Consider the following 14,994-nt stretch of genomic DNA (forward strand, 5'->3'; position numbering starts at 1 on the left):
GAGTGGCGCCGGTCCGCGCCGAGGGGGCGACACCGACCGCGCGCGACGGAAATCCCGACCGAGTTTTTTGTAGCCGGAGTGGTATCTACCCGCATGGACCTACGTGAAGCAACCGCCGCCGACGTCGACGCGGTCCGGTCGGTCGCCCGCGAGTCGCTCGTGGCGTCGTACGGACACGCGGTCGACGAGGAGCTGTTGGACGAGGCCGTCGAAGAGTGGTACGACGCCGGCGACCTCGGCGACGACGTCGAGGACGACGACGCGGTGTTCCCCGTCGCGGTCGTGGACGGGGTCGTCGTCGGGTTCGCGGAGAGCTACGTCGTCGGGCGCCGCGAGCGCGTCGGTGAGATCGACTGGCTCCACGTCCACCCCGACCGCAGGGGAGAGGGGATCGGCTCCGCCCTCCTCGAACGGGTCGAGTCCGCGCTCCGCTCGGCCGACGTGGACCGCATCGAGGCGCGCGTCCTCGCCGACAACGAGGCGGGCACGGAGTTTTACGAACGCGAGGGGTACGAGCTCGCCGGCGAGCGCGACGTCGACATCGGCGGCCAGACGTTCGCGGAGCGGGAGTTCCGGAAGCAGGTCGGCCGGCTCAGGGGCATCTCCGAGGCGACCTACCAGACCGAGGAGGGAGAGACGGTCTACGTCGCGTTCGACGAGAGCGACCGCGGCTCGCGGGCCCCGTTCTACGTCGCGTACGCCGACCCGGACCACGAGCGCCGGTACGGCTACCTCTGTGGCAACTGCGAAGGGACGGACATCGCGATCGACACGATGGACCGAATGGAGTGTCGCGACTGCGGGAACCGCCGGAAGCCGGCGCGGTGGGACGCGGCGTACTGACGCTCTCGATCCGGTCGTCGCCGCGGCTCTCCTCCTCGCGATCGTCGACGCGATCTCCGCTCTCAGAGGGTCTCCTTCACGCCGATGACGCGCTCCTCGGCCTCGCGGCCGGGGTCCCACTCGCTCCCGTCGCGGTCCGACTCGCGGTGTTCCTCGACGGTCCGCGCCATCGCCTCGTCGACCGGCGTCGACTCCCAGCCGAGGTCGGCGAGCGCGCAGGTGTCGAGCAGGTGCGGGTATTCCCGGTAGAGGACGAAGTCGTCGGGTTCGAGCCCGCCGGCGGCGAGCGCGTCGTCGCTCGCCGTGACGAGCTCGCAGTCGATCCCCGCGACGTCGGCGATCGTCTCCAGCGTCTCCCGCAGCGTGAGCGCGCGCCGGTCGCCGACGTTGTACGCCGCGCCCGGCTCGCCGCGCTCGGCGACGATCCGCAGCGCGCTCGCGACGTCCTCGACGTACGCCCGGTGCCAGAGGTTCTGCCCGTCGCCCGGAACGACCACGCGGTCGTGCGTGAGCACGCGGTCGATCCAGTAGTCGAGTCGCTCCGTGTAGTCGTGCGGCCCGTAGACGATACACGGGCGGACGGCCATCGCCGCGACGCCCGCCTCCGCGGCCGCGAACACCGCGCGGTCGCCCTCCGCCTTCCGGTTGCCGTACGTCTCGTGGTCGTCGTCGACCGCCTGTTCGTCGGTACACGGCTCCAGCGGCGTCTCGCCCTCCCGCTTGGGGATCTCCTCGGCGGCGTAGCTGGAGCCCGACGAGATGTACACGTAGCCGTCGACGTCGGCGAAGATCTCCGTCGCGGTCTCCACGTCGGCGGGCTGGTAGGCGACGCAGTCGATCACCACGTCCGGTTCGACCGAGAGCTTCGCGGCCCGTAACGCGGTCTCGTCTTTCCGGTCCCCCTCGACGTGGGTCACTCGGTCGTCGTCCGCGAAGGGGTTCTCGTGGTTCCCCCGGTTGAATATCGCGACCTCGTAGTCGTGTGCCAGCAGTTCCTCGACGGTGTGTCGGCCGATGAATCGCGTCCCGCCCACGACGAGCGCCGTGTCTGTCATACGCGGGATCGGACGAGCGAGGTGAAAAGCGTGGCCGAACCGGAACGCGACGGGGCGATTCAGTCGTCGTCGCGGGGGCCGTCGCCGCGCCACCGACGATAGAGGAGGTAGGCGACGCCGAGACCGATCCCCCAGGTGCCGACGCCGAACACCGCGACCGCGACCCCGGAGAGGAACTCGCCGAGCGGAACGCCGAACATATCCGAGTTCGGCGCGTCCCGCACATAAACGCTCCGAGAGAGGTAGCTTCTCGGGGCGGGAGCTCCTACGGCTGCGCATGTCAGAGTACACTCGCCGGCGGCCCTGGCTCGCCGCCCTGCTCGCGCTCGTCGTCTCCGGACTCGGTCACGCGTACCTCCGCAGATGGGCCCGGGCGCTCGGCTGGTACGTGGCGGTCACCGCGGCGGTGTTCGTGTTCGTTCCCGAGTCGGCGATCGCTGGCGCGTTCGCCGGAGACCCGCCGGCGGTCCGAGAGGTCGCCCCCGCCGCCGCGGTCGTCGGCGCCAGCGTGATCGACGCGTACGTCGTGGCCCGCCGGAACAACCGGGCGTACGAGCGGGAGCGAGAGACGACCCGCGCGACCGACCGCAGGGAGCCGGTCGACTACGGGACCGCAGCGGAACCGGACGCGCGATCCGCGGGGACGACAGAGGAACCGAACGCGCCGTCAACGGGGGCGACGGACGCCGACGGGACCGTGCGCTGTCCGGAGTGCGGCAAGGAGACCGATCCGACGTTCGACTTCTGTCAGTGGTGCGCCGAACCGGTGGGTGAGGGCGACGCGTGAGGACGAAAAGAAAACCGAACCGCGGACCGCCTCAGAAGAGGTAGAACAGCGGGAAGATGAACACCCAGACGATGTCCACGAAGTGCCAGTAGAGGCCGAAGTACTCGATCGGCCGCTCGTCGTCGAGGTAGTGACCCTGGTACGCCCTGACGAACAGGAAGATGGCGATCACTAAGCCGAGCAGCACGTGGATCCCGTGGAGCCCGGTCGTGACGTAGTAGATCGACGCCTGGATCGGGTCGCCGTGGGCGTTCGCCGAGATGGTCACGCCGCGGTCGAAGATCTCGTGGTTCCACTCCCACAGTTTGATCGCCATGAACGTGAACCCGAGCAGGATGGTCGCGCCGAGCGTCGCCAAGAGGCCCTGCCGGCTCTTCCGGCGGGCCGCGACCAGCGCGAGGATCACGGTGAACGAGGACGTGATCAGGACGAAGGTGTTGATGAGCCCCGGCAGCGACTCCGTCAGCGGCGACCAGGTCATCCAGCCCGCGTTGTAGCGGACGAAGATGGCCGCCGAGAGGAACGCGCCGAAGACGATCACGTCCGAGGCCAGGAAGAACCACATCCCCAGCTTCACCTTCTCGACGCCGTTGAACGGCCAGCGCTCGGCGAACTCCGAGGGCGGCGCGTAGAAGTCTTCCAGCCCCCACTTCACGCCGGTGTAGAGGAGCCCGAGCATACCGGCCACGATGGCGATCGGGTACATCGCGTTGGAGATGACGACGTTGCTCTGCATGGCCGTCTCGCCCAGCTCGACGGTGACCGCGTCCGCGAAGCCGGAGAAGCCGAACAGCGTGACGCCGAGCGCCACGGAGAGCGCGAACGGCCAGATGCTGGCGTGGCTCGGATGTTTGTCCCAGTACGGGTACTCGGAGATGTGCGCCGAGTGGCTGTCGCCGCCGTCGGTGGCGACGTCGCCGTTGTCGTCCGTCTTCATCGCGGGTCCGCCGTCCGGCACGTAGTCTTTCACAAACTCCAGCTTGCCGGAGGCGTACGACGGCCGGTTCGGCCAGTTCTCAAGCGGCGGGGGCGAGGAGACCGCCCACTCCGCGGTCCGCGAGTAGTCCCACGGGTTGTCGCCGGCGGGCTCGCCGGAGACGTAGGACTTCGCGAAGTTGTAGAACATGATGAAGAAGGAGAACCCGAGCACGAAGGCTCCGATCGTCCCGAACTGGTGGTAGATCTGGAACTCGGGGTTGTACTCGAACACCCGACGGGGGGTCTCCCAGCCGAGGAACATCGAGAAGTAGACGGCGTTGAACCCGATGAAGAAGATCACGAAGTGGAGCTTCCCGAGGAACTCGTCGTACATCTTCCCCGTGATCTTCGGGAACCAGTAGTAGGCCCCGCCGAACAGCGCCGTCGCGCCGCCGAACATCACGTAGTGGAAGTGCGCGACCACCCAGTAGGTGCCGCGGAACTCGTAGTCCAGCACGATGGCGCCGAGGAACACCCCGGTAATCCCGCCGAGGATGAACAGCAGGAGCGCGCCGAACGCGAACAGGAACGGTGTCGTGAACTGGATCCGCCCCTTGATCAGCGTGTAGATCAGCGCGAAGACGACCAGGTCGAACGGGAGCGAGATGCCGATGGTCGTCGCCATCATCAGCGTCTTGATCTCCAGGTTGATCGTCGTCAGGAACATGTGGTGCATCCACACGAGGAACGACTGGACGGAGATCAGACAGATGGAGATGATCACCCACTTCCGGCCGACGAGGCGACGCCCGGAGAACGTCTGGAACAGCTCCAGCATCACGCCGAGCGCCGGGAAGAAGACGATGTACACCTCCGGGTGACCGAAGAACCAGAACAGGTGGCCCCACAAGAGGGAGCCGCCTTCGGTCGCCGAGAAGTAGACGCTCCCGAGGACGCGGTCGGCGGCGAGGATGAGGCCGACCGCGAGCAGCGCGGCGAACGCGAACAGCATCATCCACACGGTCGCGAGCATCGACCAGGTGAACATCGGCATGTCCATGATCCCCATCCCCTCCGCGCGGGAGTGGTGGATAGACGTGAGGAAGTTCACCGTCGACGCCGTGGTCCCGGTGACGAACATCGCGAGCGCGAGCACCGCACCGGTCGACCCGATGCTCGGCGTGTACATCGGCACGTTGAGCGGGGCGTATATCGTCCACCCCGCCGACAGCGTGCCGCCCTGGAAGAAGCTCACCGCGAGCAGGAGCCCCGAACCAAGGTACAGCCAGTAGGATAAGGCGTTGAGCCGCGGGAACGCCAGGTCGTCCGCGCCGATCTGAAGCGGCACGAAGTAGTTCGCGAAGCCGAACGCGAACGGCGAGAGGAACCAGAACACCATGATGAGCCCGTGGGCGGTGACGGCCTCGTTGTACGCCAGCCCGGAGAGGATCTGGCTCGTCGGGTCCCACAGCTGGAGGCGGATGAGCAGCGCCATCACGCCGCCGAACAGCAGGAAGAACAGCGCGGTGATCGTGTAGAGGATCCCGATGTCCTTGTGGTTGGTCGTCACGAACCAGCGCTTGACCGAGGTCGTCGGCGGGAGTCCGCTCATGCGCTCACCCCGCTGGGCGCGGCGACGCCGGCCGCCCCGATGTTAGAGCTGTTGCCCGCGCTCTCGGAGCTGTTGCCGGTGCTCTCGTACCACTCTTCCCACTCGTCTTCAGGCAGGACCGTGATCTGGCTCTTCATCTGAGAGTGACCCGCACCGCACAACTCGAAGCACTCGACGCGGTAGGTCGCCTCCCCGCCTTGTGCCTCGACGTCCTCGGAGCTCACAGCGAACCACACCTCGCTGTAGTCTCCGGGGATGGCGTCGGACTTTATCCGCAAGTCCGACGAGCCGAAGTTGTGCCAGACGTCTCTCGACGTGATGTTGAGGTCGATCCGCTGGTCGGCCGGCACGATCAGCGCCTCCCGTTCGGTGTGACCGTTCGGGTACTCGTAGGCCCAGCCGTACTGGTACCCCTCGACCATGATCTCGATGTCACCCTCGTCGCCGGTGTCCGGTCCCTGCTCGACGTAGAGGAGGAGTCCGTACGCGTACACGACGAGGCTGATGACGACGATCGCGCTCAACCCGAACGACAGGAAGAGCTTCTTCGCTTTCGGACCGCCCTGTCCCGTTGGGAGCTCGCCGACGACCGGTGCGTCGAACTCCTCGTCCGACCGGTTCCCGTCGTCGCGGTACTTGTACACGTTCCACAGCGTGTACGCCACGACGATGGTGCCGACGAGGGTACCGAGCGCGAGGAAGACGAAGAAGATCTCGTCGAAGACCTCCGCCTGTGCGCGCCAGTCGCTCCCCTGTTGTAGGATAACTGGATCTATCATGTTCGTCTGTCTGCTCTTGTACCACCCTTAGCGATGGCACACTTATCTCTTGTGTAGCGGGGCGGGCGATCGGAGGGCCGAAACGCGGGTCTCCCGCCGCGGACGCGACCCCGCCGACCGGTCGGTCGGCGCGTCGAGCGCAGAACCGTCGAGCCGGACGGAGCCCGCGCGTCGAAGGGTATTTGTACGCGCGAACGGAGCCCCTAATAACGGATATCCATGACATCACTCACCCTCTTGAGTACGGGGCTGATGGGCCTCCTCGTCGTCGCCACGTTCGTCGCGGTCGCCGAAATCGGAGCGAAGCGAGTCGCTCCCGGCCGCGACGAGTCCGGCGGACGCTACGAAGCGATCGTCGGGACGCTCGGCGACATCGCCCGGACGCCGGTCGTGTGGGCGGTCTCGTTCGTCGGCATCACCGTCCTCGTCGGCGGGAGCATCCTCCTCGGAGTCGGGAGCTTCGGGATCCCTGAGGGGCTCGCCGGGACGCTGGTGAACGTGGCGTACCTGATCGTCGGGCTGCTCCTCGTCGGCTTCGTCTTCCTCGGCGCCTACTTCGCGACGCGGAGCCGCGGACTCGGTAACGCGCACGGGGTCGCCGCCGGATCCCTCGCGACCGGCGCCGCGTTCCTCGTCCTCGTCACCGTCCAACTGGTCTTCAGCGTAGTCGGCTGACACGCCTCGTTTTCGCGTCCGCAGTCCGATCGAAGTCGCTCTCGGGTCAGCGCCCGCCCTCGGCGCGGGACCCGCGGAGCCCGTCGTCGAGCCCGAGACCGACTATCCCGCCGTACCGGTCCCACACGACGACGAGCGACGGGACGAGCAGGATCGAACAGAGGTACGCGTAGAACACGCCCAGCGCGAGCAGGACGCCGAAGTCGCGGAGCAGGGGGATCACCGCGAGCCACAGGACGCCGAGGCCGGAGACCGTGGTGAGCATGCTGCCGGTGAGCGCGCCGCCCGTCCCGGCGATGGTGACGTCGAGCGCCTCGTCGATCGGGAGCCCCGCCTGGTACTCGTCGACGAACCGGTGGACGAAGTGGACGGTGTAGTCGACCCCGAGCCCGATCGAGACGGAGAGGATCGGCGCGTTGATCGGGGTCAACGGAATTTCGAACAGTCGCATCGACCCGACGAGCAGCCCGACCGTGACGAGGACGGGGACGAGGTTGAGGAGGCCGTAGACGGCCTTCCCTTCGAGGTACGCGTACGACAGCGCCAGGAACAGCGCCGTGAGCCCGAAGGCGGCGAACAGGCTGCGGATCGCCGACTCGGTCAGTAAGTCGATCACCGCCTCGTTGACGACGAGGGACCCGGTCGGCACCGCTTCGAGGGGGGTACGCTCTGCGAGCGCGCGCACGTCCGCGACCGCCTCGGAGTTGTCGACGCCCGGGCGGATCGTGTAGTCGATCCGCGCGCTGCCGCGGTCGGCGGCCACGTAGCCGCGCGCGCGACCCTCCGCGGAGGAGTCGAGAAGTGCGTCGTACACCTCGTCGACGTTCCGGTCGGGCACGCCGTTGCCGAGGCGGTCGTTGCGCTCGACGAGCGCCGCGAACTCGGGGTCCCGCTCCGCCCGGTCCTCGATGACGGTGACGATACTCGTCGCCTGCGCGCGGCGGTCGTCGGTCGTCGCGAAGGTGTCCGGCGGGTTCCGCGTCGTCCGGTCGATCAGCTCCAGGGCGTCGTCGTCTCTGACCGACTGGTCGACGTACAGGGTCACCGACCCCACGAAGTCCTGTTCGAACTCCTCCTCGAAGAGCGTCAACACGTCGAGGAACGTGTACTCAGTCGGCGCGAACGGCTCCGGGAGGTCGGCGTACGTCTCCAGCCGGTCCTGGTCCGGGAAGAACGCCTCCTCCGAGAACTCCGTGTTCACACCGGTGCCGTAGGCGCCGCCGACCGCGCCGCCGACGAGGAGGAGGGCGACGACCGCGACGGGGGCGATCCGCGAGAGGTCCACCCCGACGTGGAGCACCCGGGCGAGCCGCGACCCGCCCGATCCGAGCGCGGTCGTGCCGAACTCCGGGATCGGGAGCCGCTCGCGCCAGCGGTCGGCGAGCACCTTCGCGGCCGGGAGGAAGACGCCGAATATCACCAGCGTGAACGTGATCCCGGCGGCCGCGACGATCCCGAAGTCGCGGTTCGGGTCGAACGGGCTCACCACGTTGGAGACGAGCCCGAACACCGTGGTGATCGTCACGAGCAGGAAGGCGATGAGCAGCTGGTCGGTCGTGGTCCGCATCGACGCCTCGATCCCGGTCCCCGTCGCCCGCTCCTCGCGGTAGCGGTTGACGATGTGGATCCCGAAGTCGATCCCGACCGCGAGCAACAGCGGGAAGACGGTTATCAGCGAGTCGGAGAAGGGGATCCCGGCGTACCCCATGAACCCGAAGGTCCAGAGCAGCGAGATCAGCAGCGCGGAGATCCCGATCGCCATGTCGATCGGGTCGCGGTACGCGAAGATCAGGAACCCGACGATCAGGATGAGCGCCGCCGGGAAGACGATGATCGCGGTGTCGGTGAGCAGGGCGGTGATCTCCGACTGGAGGACGCCGTCGCCGAAGAGGATCGCGTTCTCGCCCGCCTCGTTGCCCGGGACGGAGTCGACGACCTCGACGCTGCGGGTCTGCAGCTCCGTCACCCGCGCCGTCGTCGCCGCGTCCGGCAGGTCGTAGGTGATCCCCACGATCGCGGTGTCGGCCGCCTGCGCGGTGGGGTTGTAGTCGACGGACACCTGCGCCGCGATCGCCCCCGCCGCGTCGGCGTCGGCGATGGCCGTCCGCAGTTCGGCGGGCGTCGCCTCGGCCACGGCGTCGCGCCGCTCGGCCGCGTTCGCCGCGTCCGGGTCCAGCTGTCGCGCGATCGCGTCGGCGTGGCTCGACGTCGACGCGACCCGGAGGGTGGAGCGGGACTCCAACCGGTGTTGGGTCTCCAGCGTCCGGACCAAGGCGTCGCGGGAGAGGACGTTGTCGTCGGAGACGATAACCTGTGCCGAGGTGGCGGAGCCGCCGATCGACGTCTCGAACTCCTCGTCGATGTCGTCGAGCGCCCGCTGGGCGGGGATGTCCTGCGTGAACTGGTCCGCGCCGGCGCTCGTCTCGATCCCGGTCAGTCCGCCGGCGAAGCCCGCGGTAACGAGGAGGAACACCGCGACGACCGCCAGCGGCCGCTCCGTGACGACGCGGTCGATCTCCTCGATCAGGCGGTCGGCCGCGGTCACCGGCGCCCCGCTGTCCGACACCCTCCCGTCGGGTGAGCCCCTGTCGGTCGACCCGGGGCGGTACTGTGTCCCTTCATCCGATCACCGCCGTCGGTACCAGACCGCGCCGCCGACCGCGGCGACGGCTAGGAGGACGCCGACGGCGATCAGGCCCACGGGCGTCCCGCCGTCGTCGGCGGCGGCGGTCACGGTGACCGGGACCTGCGTGACGTCCGAGATGCGGTCGTTGCCCCGCTCGTCCTCGTACCGGAAGTCGAGCTCGATCGGGTGCTCCTCGACGCTCGCGCTCCCCGCGGCCGACACCTCGAACCAGATCCTCGCGGACTCGCCGGGTTCGAGCTCGTCGACGAACGCCTCGTCGTTGACCGCCGTCAGCGGGCTGTCGGCGTAGAGCCCGGCGTTGATCGACGAGAGGGTCTCGGGGCGACGGTTCGTGATCGTGGCGTTGATCCGCCGGGTCTCGCCGGCCGGAATCGTGGCGTTGTCGACCGCGAGGTCGAACTCGGGCTGGCGGGGCGCCACCTCGACGCGGCGGGTCTCCTCGGCCGCGAGCGTCGCGTCGCCGCTCTCGTACTCGGTGGTGAACCGGAACTGCCGCGGGCCGGGGTCGGCGCTCCCGCTCACGTCGGCGTCAAAGGTGAAGTTCGTCGACTCGCCGGCCGGGATCGTCGGGAGCGCGTACCGGCTCTCGCCGAGGCTCACGCGGTTGCTCCCGGAGTCGGCGATAAGGACCGCGTCCTCGACGTCGAGCGGCCCCTCGTTCGTGATCGTGCCGGAGACCGTCCCCGAGTACCCGACCTCGAGCGTGCCGGAGACGTCCTCCAGCGAGAACGACTGCTCGCGGATCGGGACGACGCCGGCGCGCGCGGGCGCCGCGGTCTCGTCGATCCCGTTCGGGTCACGGTAGTCGACGGTCGAGGAGAGCGCGTACGCCCCGCCGCCGAACGCCTCGCCGACCGACGAGTCGAACGTCACCGTCCGGTTCTCGCCGGGCGCCCAGTCGCCGACGAACGACTGGCCGCCGCCCTCCCCGGCCCCGAGCCGGACCCCCGGGCTGGTCGTCGTTCCGGAGACGACCGCGTCGCGCGCGGTCTCGTCGCCGACGTTCGCCATCGTGACGGTCACGTCGCCGCTCCCACCGACCTGCGCGTCGGTGTCGGTCTCCAGCACCGCGAACCGCGCGCCGTCGTCGACCACGATGGTCAGGTCGAAGTCGTCGATGCCGCGCCGGTCCTTGTGGTCGTTGAACTCGGGGATGATCTCGAAGGTGTAGCGGTAACGGGCGGTCGCCTCCACCTCGTACCTGCCGTCGGGCACGTCGTCGGGCACGGTCACGTCCAGCTCGACGGGGACCGGGCTCGCGGCGGTCGAAACGTCGCCGACCGGGATCTCGCCGTCCTCGACGTCGATCGGCACGTCACCGTCGTCGATCTCGAGGGTGAGCCCGCGCGCGGTGGTGACCCGCGAGTTCAGCTGGTTGCCGATCTCCATCTCGCCGGTGTTGACGATGTCGATCCTGACCGTGGACTCCGCGCCCGCCGGCACCGTCCGCTGGGTGGCGAACAGTTCCAGCACCGGCGACCCGCGGACTTGTCTGTCAGTCGGGTCCGATTCGGTACCTGCCTGCGCGACGGCGCCGTCCGCGACCGGGCCGCCGATTCCGGAGAGCGCCGCGGCGCCGCCGTCCGCCGTCCCCGCGCTCGTGGCCGCGGCGCCGGCGAGCGAGAGGCCGACGAGCAACGCTCCCACCGCGACGACGGCGAGCGCGGCGGTCGCGAGCCGCGTCGACCGACTCATCGGTCGCCTCCGCCGGATCGGTGGGAGGGTCTGGTCGCGCGGAGCGACCGGTCGTACCGTGGCGCGTCGGGTCGAGTCATACGTTGCTGTCAGGGGCCCGCGGCATAAGCGTGTTGAATGAACGTTCAATCAGGAGCGATATATACCGCACCCGTCTACGCGGCGTATGAACGACCCGTTCGCGGAGCCGTCGGACACCCGACAGGCGATCCTCGGCGCGGCGTTCCGCGCGCTCTGTGAACACGGGTACGCGAACGTCACAATCCAGCGGATCGGCGACGAGTTCGACAAGAGCCCGTCGCTCGTGTACCACCACTACGACGGGAAAGACGACCTGCTGATCGACCTCCTCGGCTTCCTGCTCGACGAGTTCGAGGCGTCCGTCGCCGACGGCCCCGTCACGGAGCCGCCGGGCGAGGATGCGGCTGCCGCGGGGGAGGACGCGCCGGAGGTGGCTCCCGAGGAGGCCTTCGACCGCTCGGCGCGGGAGCAGCTCGACGGCTACCTCACGGCCGCGGTCGACCCCGCGTCGCTCGACGACGCGTACGCGCCCGACGAGCGGTTCGTCACCGTGATGACCGAGCTCCGTTCCCAGGCCGCGAGCGACGAGGCGTACCGCGACCACTTCGACCGCAGCGACCGCGTCTTCGGCGAGTACCTCGAACGGCTGGTGCGCGAGGCGGCGACCGAAGTGTCGGGCGGCGGGGACGACGTGTCGGGCGACGAGCGGACCGTCGCCGCGTCGGAGGTGGCCGCGACGCTCCAGACGTTCGCTACCGGCGGGATGTTCCGCTGGGCGACGACGAACGACGGGGCGTGGGTCGAGGATTCTCGGAGAGGAATCGACCGCTACCTGGAGGCGATGCTACCGCTCGTCGAGACGACCGATCCGGACGAGTAGGGAGCGGTGATGCCGTCCCCGTTCGGTGACGATCTCAGCGGTCGGTGACGCCTTCGGCGTCCATCCGGGAGACCTCCTCTTCGAGCCACTCGCGGAGCCACTTCACGCGCTTGATGCGCTGGTGCGCGATGCTCTCGGCCGTGTCGGAGACGACGCGCTCGGTGTGGTCGTGGGCGCGCTGGAGCACGCGGTCGACCATCTTCGCGGCGTCCATGTGCGTGCGCGACTCGTACCCCATCCGCAACAGCATGAGGACGGCGCCGTTGGCGCCGACCTTGTCGAGCACGTCGGCCTCGATCAGACACCGGCTCTCCAGGGGTACGTCGTCGAGGTCGCCCGTGTACGAGTGGTCGACCACGGCACCGCACACCTCCTCGATGAACGACTCGGGGTAGTTGCCGCGGCTCTGGAGGTACTCGCGGGTGACGCGCGCGCCGGCCTCCGCGTGGACGTCCTGTTCGGCCTCCAGCTTGGCGACGTCGTGGAAGACGGCCGCGACCCGCACGACGTCCACGTCGGCGCCCTCGGCCTCGGCGATCTCGGTCGCGAGGTCGACGACGTTGAGGATGTGGTTGAACCGGTACGACGCCGAGTGCCACGGGTACCAGCGCATCCGTCCGCCGTCGTCCTCGCCCTCGACGCTGGCCGCGAGGTAGTCGCGGACGAACCCCTTCATCTCCTCGAAATCCTCGTCGCTCACCTCCGTTTCCTTAATTTCGACGCCCACCGGGACCACCTCGGGCGAAAAGATCGTGATTCATTACCGTAGCCGAGGAGCGTTTCGGTCTTAGGCGTTACGACGGAGTCTCCCGCCGATCCGGCGGCGGGCAGTCGGCGAGGGAAGCGGCCGTCGGCCGATCGGAGCGCGCCGACGCGACGCGAGACGCTTAACAGGGTCGCGGGCGCATCGGCTTCTATGTCGAGCCCCTTCGGGAGCGGCGACCGCGCTCGGTTCCAGCGGGCGGCGGCGGTGAACGTCGCCGGCAACGCGGTGAAGATCGTCGTCGAAGGGGCGGTGGGACTCGCGTTCGGCAGCGTCGCGCTGGTGGCGGACGCCGCCCACTCCGTCGCCGACCTCGTCGCGAGCGCGGTCGTGTTCGTCTGGGGGGGCTCGCGGTACGAGAGCGCCGACGAGACGCACCCGCACGGCCACCAGCGGATCGAGCCGCTGACGGCGCTGCTCGTCGGCGCGACCATCGTCGTCCTCGGGCTCCTCCTGTTGCGCGAGTCGGTCCTCGGGCTGCTCGGGACGCACAGCCCGCCCCGGAAGAGCCTCCTCCTCGTCGCCGCGCTGCTGTTCGCGATGGCGGACATGTACCTGCTGTACTGGTACACGGAGCTGGTGAACGCCGACCTCGGCTCGACGGCGCTCACCGCGCTCGCGGTCGACTGCCTCAACGACATCTACACCACGATCGCGGCGCTCGTCGGCGTGTTCGGCGTGTTCCTCGACGTCCCGATCCTCGACCCGATCGCCGGCGCGCTCGTCAGCGTCCTCGTCGTCTATCAGGGGATCGAGATCGGCCGCGAGAACGTCACCTACCTCGTGGGCGCCGCCCCGCCGCCGGGCGACCGCGAGCGCGTCGTCGCCGCGCTCCGCGAGAACCCCGCCGTCGAGGGCGTCCACGACCTCACCGTGTTCTACGACGGGACCGACCTGGAGGTCGAGGTCCACGTCGAGGTCGACGGCGAGATGACGCTCCGGGAGGCCCACGACGTGGAGACGGACCTCGTCACGAACCTGCGCGCGCTGGAGGACGTCGGCGACGTCCACGTCCACCTCGACCCGTCCGGGCTCGGCGAGTGGAAGGACGCCGAAGACGGGGGCAGCGGGTAGAACGGAGAAACCAGCGTGAGCGAAGACGGAGCCGAACGAGGAGAGTCGCCCGGCGTGCGGGTTAACTCGCTGGCGCTCCTACCGATCGTATGTTCAAGCGGCGCTGGCTGACGATGACGTGGCGCGACGCGCTGTTCTGTCACTGGCCCGTCGATCCCGCCGTCGTCTCCGCGACGCTCCCCGACCGGCTCTCGGTCGCCACCCATCGAGACGACGCGTACCTGAGCGTCGTCGCCTTCGTGATGGACGACATCCGTCCGCGCGGGGCACCAGTCGGGCTCTCGTTCCCGGAGCTCAACCTCCGGACCTACGTCGAGGGCCCCGACGGTCCGGGCGTCTACTTCTACAACCTCGACGCGGACGACCGGATCGGCGTCGCGGCCGCGCGGCGGCTGTTCGCGCTCCCGTACTACCGCGCGGCGATGGACGTGTCCCGCCCCGATACCGCCGATCGCTCGGAGCGAACGAGCGGCCCCGTTCGGTTCACCAGCCGCCGGACCCACCCCGGCGTTCCTCACGTGCGGTTCGACGCGACCTACGAGCCGACGGGTGAGGCGTTCGCGGCCGAACCGGGGTCGCTCGACGCGTTTCTCGCCGAGAACTACCAGTTCTACGCCGCGGGGAACCGGCTGTACTGCGGGGGGATCGCTCACGACCCGTGGCGGCTCCGGGAGGCGACCGTCGACCTCCGGGCGAACACCCTGTTCGAGGCGAACGGGTTCGACCGGCCCGACGGCGACCCGATCGTCCGCTACGCGGAGCCGATCGAGGTCGGCGCGGACCGGATTCGCTCGGTCTGACGAACGGTATTTAAATAACCACGAGCAAGTGCGACGATAGCTTATAAAAGCGGTGCGGCGGCGCGCCCCGGTGAGCGGCCCAGAGGGCCGCGAACCGACGGTGCGAGGGAGTCAGTCGCCGGAGCGAAGCGGAGGCGACTGACGAGGCTGGGGAGGCGTGAGGCTGCGGTGCCGTGCGATGGGGGGCGGGACTCAAAGGGGCAGCCGCGAGGGCGGCGCAGGCGACGTAAGGACCGCAGGAGCGAACGAAGTGAGCGACGAGGACCGCAGCGAGCGTGCGCCGCCCTCGCGGCTGGGGCTTTGGCGGTGTTCGCCGTCGATCCGGAATCAACGATTTATAACCGAGCGGCTGGGGCTTTGGCGGTGTTCGCCGTCGATCCGGAATCAACGATTTATAACCGAGCGGCTGGGACTTTGGCGGTGTTCGCCACCGATTCAGCTGTCA

General features: G+C 68.9%; 13 protein-coding genes. 6 read left to right on the forward strand and 7 right to left on the reverse strand.

Annotation, left to right across the window (positions count from 1 at the left end):
- The first annotated feature begins 93 nt into the window (after positions 1-93).
- Complete coding sequence (locus C470_RS03430) at positions 94-843, forward strand: GNAT family N-acetyltransferase (protein ID WP_007344502.1); 750 nt, start codon at positions 94-96, stop codon at positions 841-843.
- 62 nt (positions 844-905) lie between these two features.
- Here the strand turns inward: C470_RS03430 and C470_RS03435 are convergent, their stop codons facing one another.
- On the reverse strand, positions 906-1,898 hold the full coding sequence (locus C470_RS03435) for an NAD-dependent epimerase/dehydratase family protein (protein ID WP_008365289.1): 993 nt from the start codon (positions 1,896-1,898) through the stop codon (positions 906-908).
- 59 nt (positions 1,899-1,957) lie between these two features.
- Positions 1,958-2,098 carry a hypothetical protein gene (locus C470_RS16005; RefSeq protein ID WP_162832646.1) on the reverse strand — a complete coding sequence of 47 codons (141 nt, stop codon included), beginning with the start codon at positions 2,096-2,098 and terminating at the stop codon, positions 1,958-1,960.
- A 77-nt stretch (positions 2,099-2,175) separates the two neighbouring features.
- Here C470_RS16005 and C470_RS03440 point away from each other — a divergent pair, with 77 nt between their 5' ends.
- The gene (locus C470_RS03440; RefSeq protein WP_008365290.1) at positions 2,176-2,685 is read left to right on the forward strand and encodes a zinc ribbon domain-containing protein; all 510 of its coding nucleotides are present in this window, start codon (positions 2,176-2,178) and stop codon (positions 2,683-2,685) included.
- A gap of 31 nt (positions 2,686-2,716) precedes the next feature.
- Here C470_RS03440 and C470_RS03445 read toward each other — a convergent pair whose 3' ends face one another.
- Positions 2,717-5,215, reverse strand: coding sequence for a cbb3-type cytochrome c oxidase subunit I (locus tag C470_RS03445; RefSeq protein ID WP_004596330.1), 2,499 nt, complete (start codon positions 5,213-5,215; stop codon positions 2,717-2,719).
- The gene (gene coxB / locus C470_RS03450; RefSeq protein ID WP_004596331.1) at positions 5,212-5,994 is read right to left on the reverse strand and encodes a cytochrome c oxidase subunit II; all 783 of its coding nucleotides are present in this window, start codon (positions 5,992-5,994) and stop codon (positions 5,212-5,214) included. The genes C470_RS03445 and coxB overlap by 4 nt, the downstream gene beginning before the upstream one ends.
- A 252-nt stretch (positions 5,995-6,246) precedes the next feature.
- On the opposite strand from coxB, the gene C470_RS03455 reads away from it, so the two are divergent.
- Complete coding sequence (locus tag C470_RS03455) at positions 6,247-6,669, forward strand: hypothetical protein (protein ID WP_004596332.1); 423 nt, start codon at positions 6,247-6,249, stop codon at positions 6,667-6,669.
- A gap of 46 nt (positions 6,670-6,715) precedes the next feature.
- Here C470_RS03455 and C470_RS03460 read toward each other — a convergent pair whose 3' ends face one another.
- Together C470_RS03460 and C470_RS03465 are read right to left on the reverse strand one after the other, a co-directional pair.
- Positions 6,716-9,235 carry an efflux RND transporter permease subunit gene (locus tag C470_RS03460; RefSeq protein ID WP_008365291.1) on the reverse strand — a complete coding sequence of 840 codons (2,520 nt, stop codon included), beginning with the start codon at positions 9,233-9,235 and terminating at the stop codon, positions 6,716-6,718.
- A gap of 60 nt (positions 9,236-9,295) precedes the next feature.
- Positions 9,296-11,011: a COG1361 S-layer family protein gene (locus C470_RS03465; RefSeq protein WP_008365292.1), complete on the reverse strand. Its 1,716-nt coding sequence runs from the start codon at positions 11,009-11,011 to the stop codon at positions 9,296-9,298.
- 166 nt (positions 11,012-11,177) lie between these two features.
- Here C470_RS03465 and C470_RS03470 point away from each other — a divergent pair, with 166 nt between their 5' ends.
- Complete coding sequence (locus tag C470_RS03470; RefSeq protein ID WP_008365293.1) at positions 11,178-11,912, forward strand: TetR/AcrR family transcriptional regulator; 735 nt, start codon at positions 11,178-11,180, stop codon at positions 11,910-11,912.
- A 34-nt stretch (positions 11,913-11,946) separates the two neighbouring features.
- On the opposite strand, the gene C470_RS03475 is transcribed toward C470_RS03470, so the two are convergent.
- Positions 11,947-12,648, reverse strand: a complete 702-nt coding sequence (locus tag C470_RS03475) for an HD domain-containing protein (RefSeq protein WP_004596336.1) — start codon at positions 12,646-12,648, stop codon at positions 11,947-11,949.
- A 180-nt stretch (positions 12,649-12,828) separates the two neighbouring features.
- Between C470_RS03475 and C470_RS03480 the strand changes: the two genes are divergently transcribed.
- Together C470_RS03480 and C470_RS03485 are read left to right on the forward strand one after the other, a co-directional pair.
- The gene (locus tag C470_RS03480) at positions 12,829-13,749 is read left to right on the forward strand and encodes a cation diffusion facilitator family transporter (protein WP_008365294.1); all 921 of its coding nucleotides are present in this window, start codon (positions 12,829-12,831) and stop codon (positions 13,747-13,749) included.
- A gap of 89 nt (positions 13,750-13,838) precedes the next feature.
- A complete protein-coding gene (locus C470_RS03485; protein ID WP_008365295.1) occupies positions 13,839-14,549 on the forward strand; it encodes a YqjF family protein in 711 nt (236 codons plus the stop codon).
- Positions 14,550-14,994 lie beyond the last annotated feature (445 nt).

It is taken from the genome of Halorubrum distributum JCM 13561, assembly GCF_000337395.1.
Classification (GTDB): Archaea; Halobacteriota; Halobacteria; order Halobacteriales; family Haloferacaceae; genus Halorubrum; species Halorubrum distributum.

Bases quoted from the DNA above. Each gene is read 5' to 3' on its own strand.
- C470_RS03430 (WP_007344502.1), top strand. From the start codon at position 94: ATGGACCTACGTGAAGCAACCGCCGCCGACGTCGACGCGGTCCGGTCG.
- C470_RS03435 (WP_008365289.1), bottom strand. From the start codon at position 1,898: ATGACAGACACGGCGCTCGTCGTGGGCGGGACGCGATTCATCGGCCGA.
- C470_RS03440 (WP_008365290.1), top strand. From the start codon at position 2,176: ATGTCAGAGTACACTCGCCGGCGGCCCTGGCTCGCCGCCCTGCTCGCG.
- C470_RS03445 (WP_004596330.1), bottom strand. From the start codon at position 5,215: ATGAGCGGACTCCCGCCGACGACCTCGGTCAAGCGCTGGTTCGTGACG.
- C470_RS03485 (WP_008365295.1), top strand. From the start codon at position 13,839: ATGTTCAAGCGGCGCTGGCTGACGATGACGTGGCGCGACGCGCTGTTC.
- C470_RS03480 (WP_008365294.1), top strand. From the start codon at position 12,829: ATGTCGAGCCCCTTCGGGAGCGGCGACCGCGCTCGGTTCCAGCGGGCG.
- C470_RS03455 (WP_004596332.1), top strand. From the start codon at position 6,247: ATGGGCCTCCTCGTCGTCGCCACGTTCGTCGCGGTCGCCGAAATCGGA.
- C470_RS16005 (WP_162832646.1), bottom strand. From the start codon at position 2,098: ATGTTCGGCGTTCCGCTCGGCGAGTTCCTCTCCGGGGTCGCGGTCGCG.
- C470_RS03470 (WP_008365293.1), top strand. From the start codon at position 11,178: ATGAACGACCCGTTCGCGGAGCCGTCGGACACCCGACAGGCGATCCTC.
- C470_RS03465 (WP_008365292.1), bottom strand. From the start codon at position 11,011: ATGAGTCGGTCGACGCGGCTCGCGACCGCCGCGCTCGCCGTCGTCGCG.
- coxB (WP_004596331.1), bottom strand. From the start codon at position 5,994: ATGATAGATCCAGTTATCCTACAACAGGGGAGCGACTGGCGCGCACAG.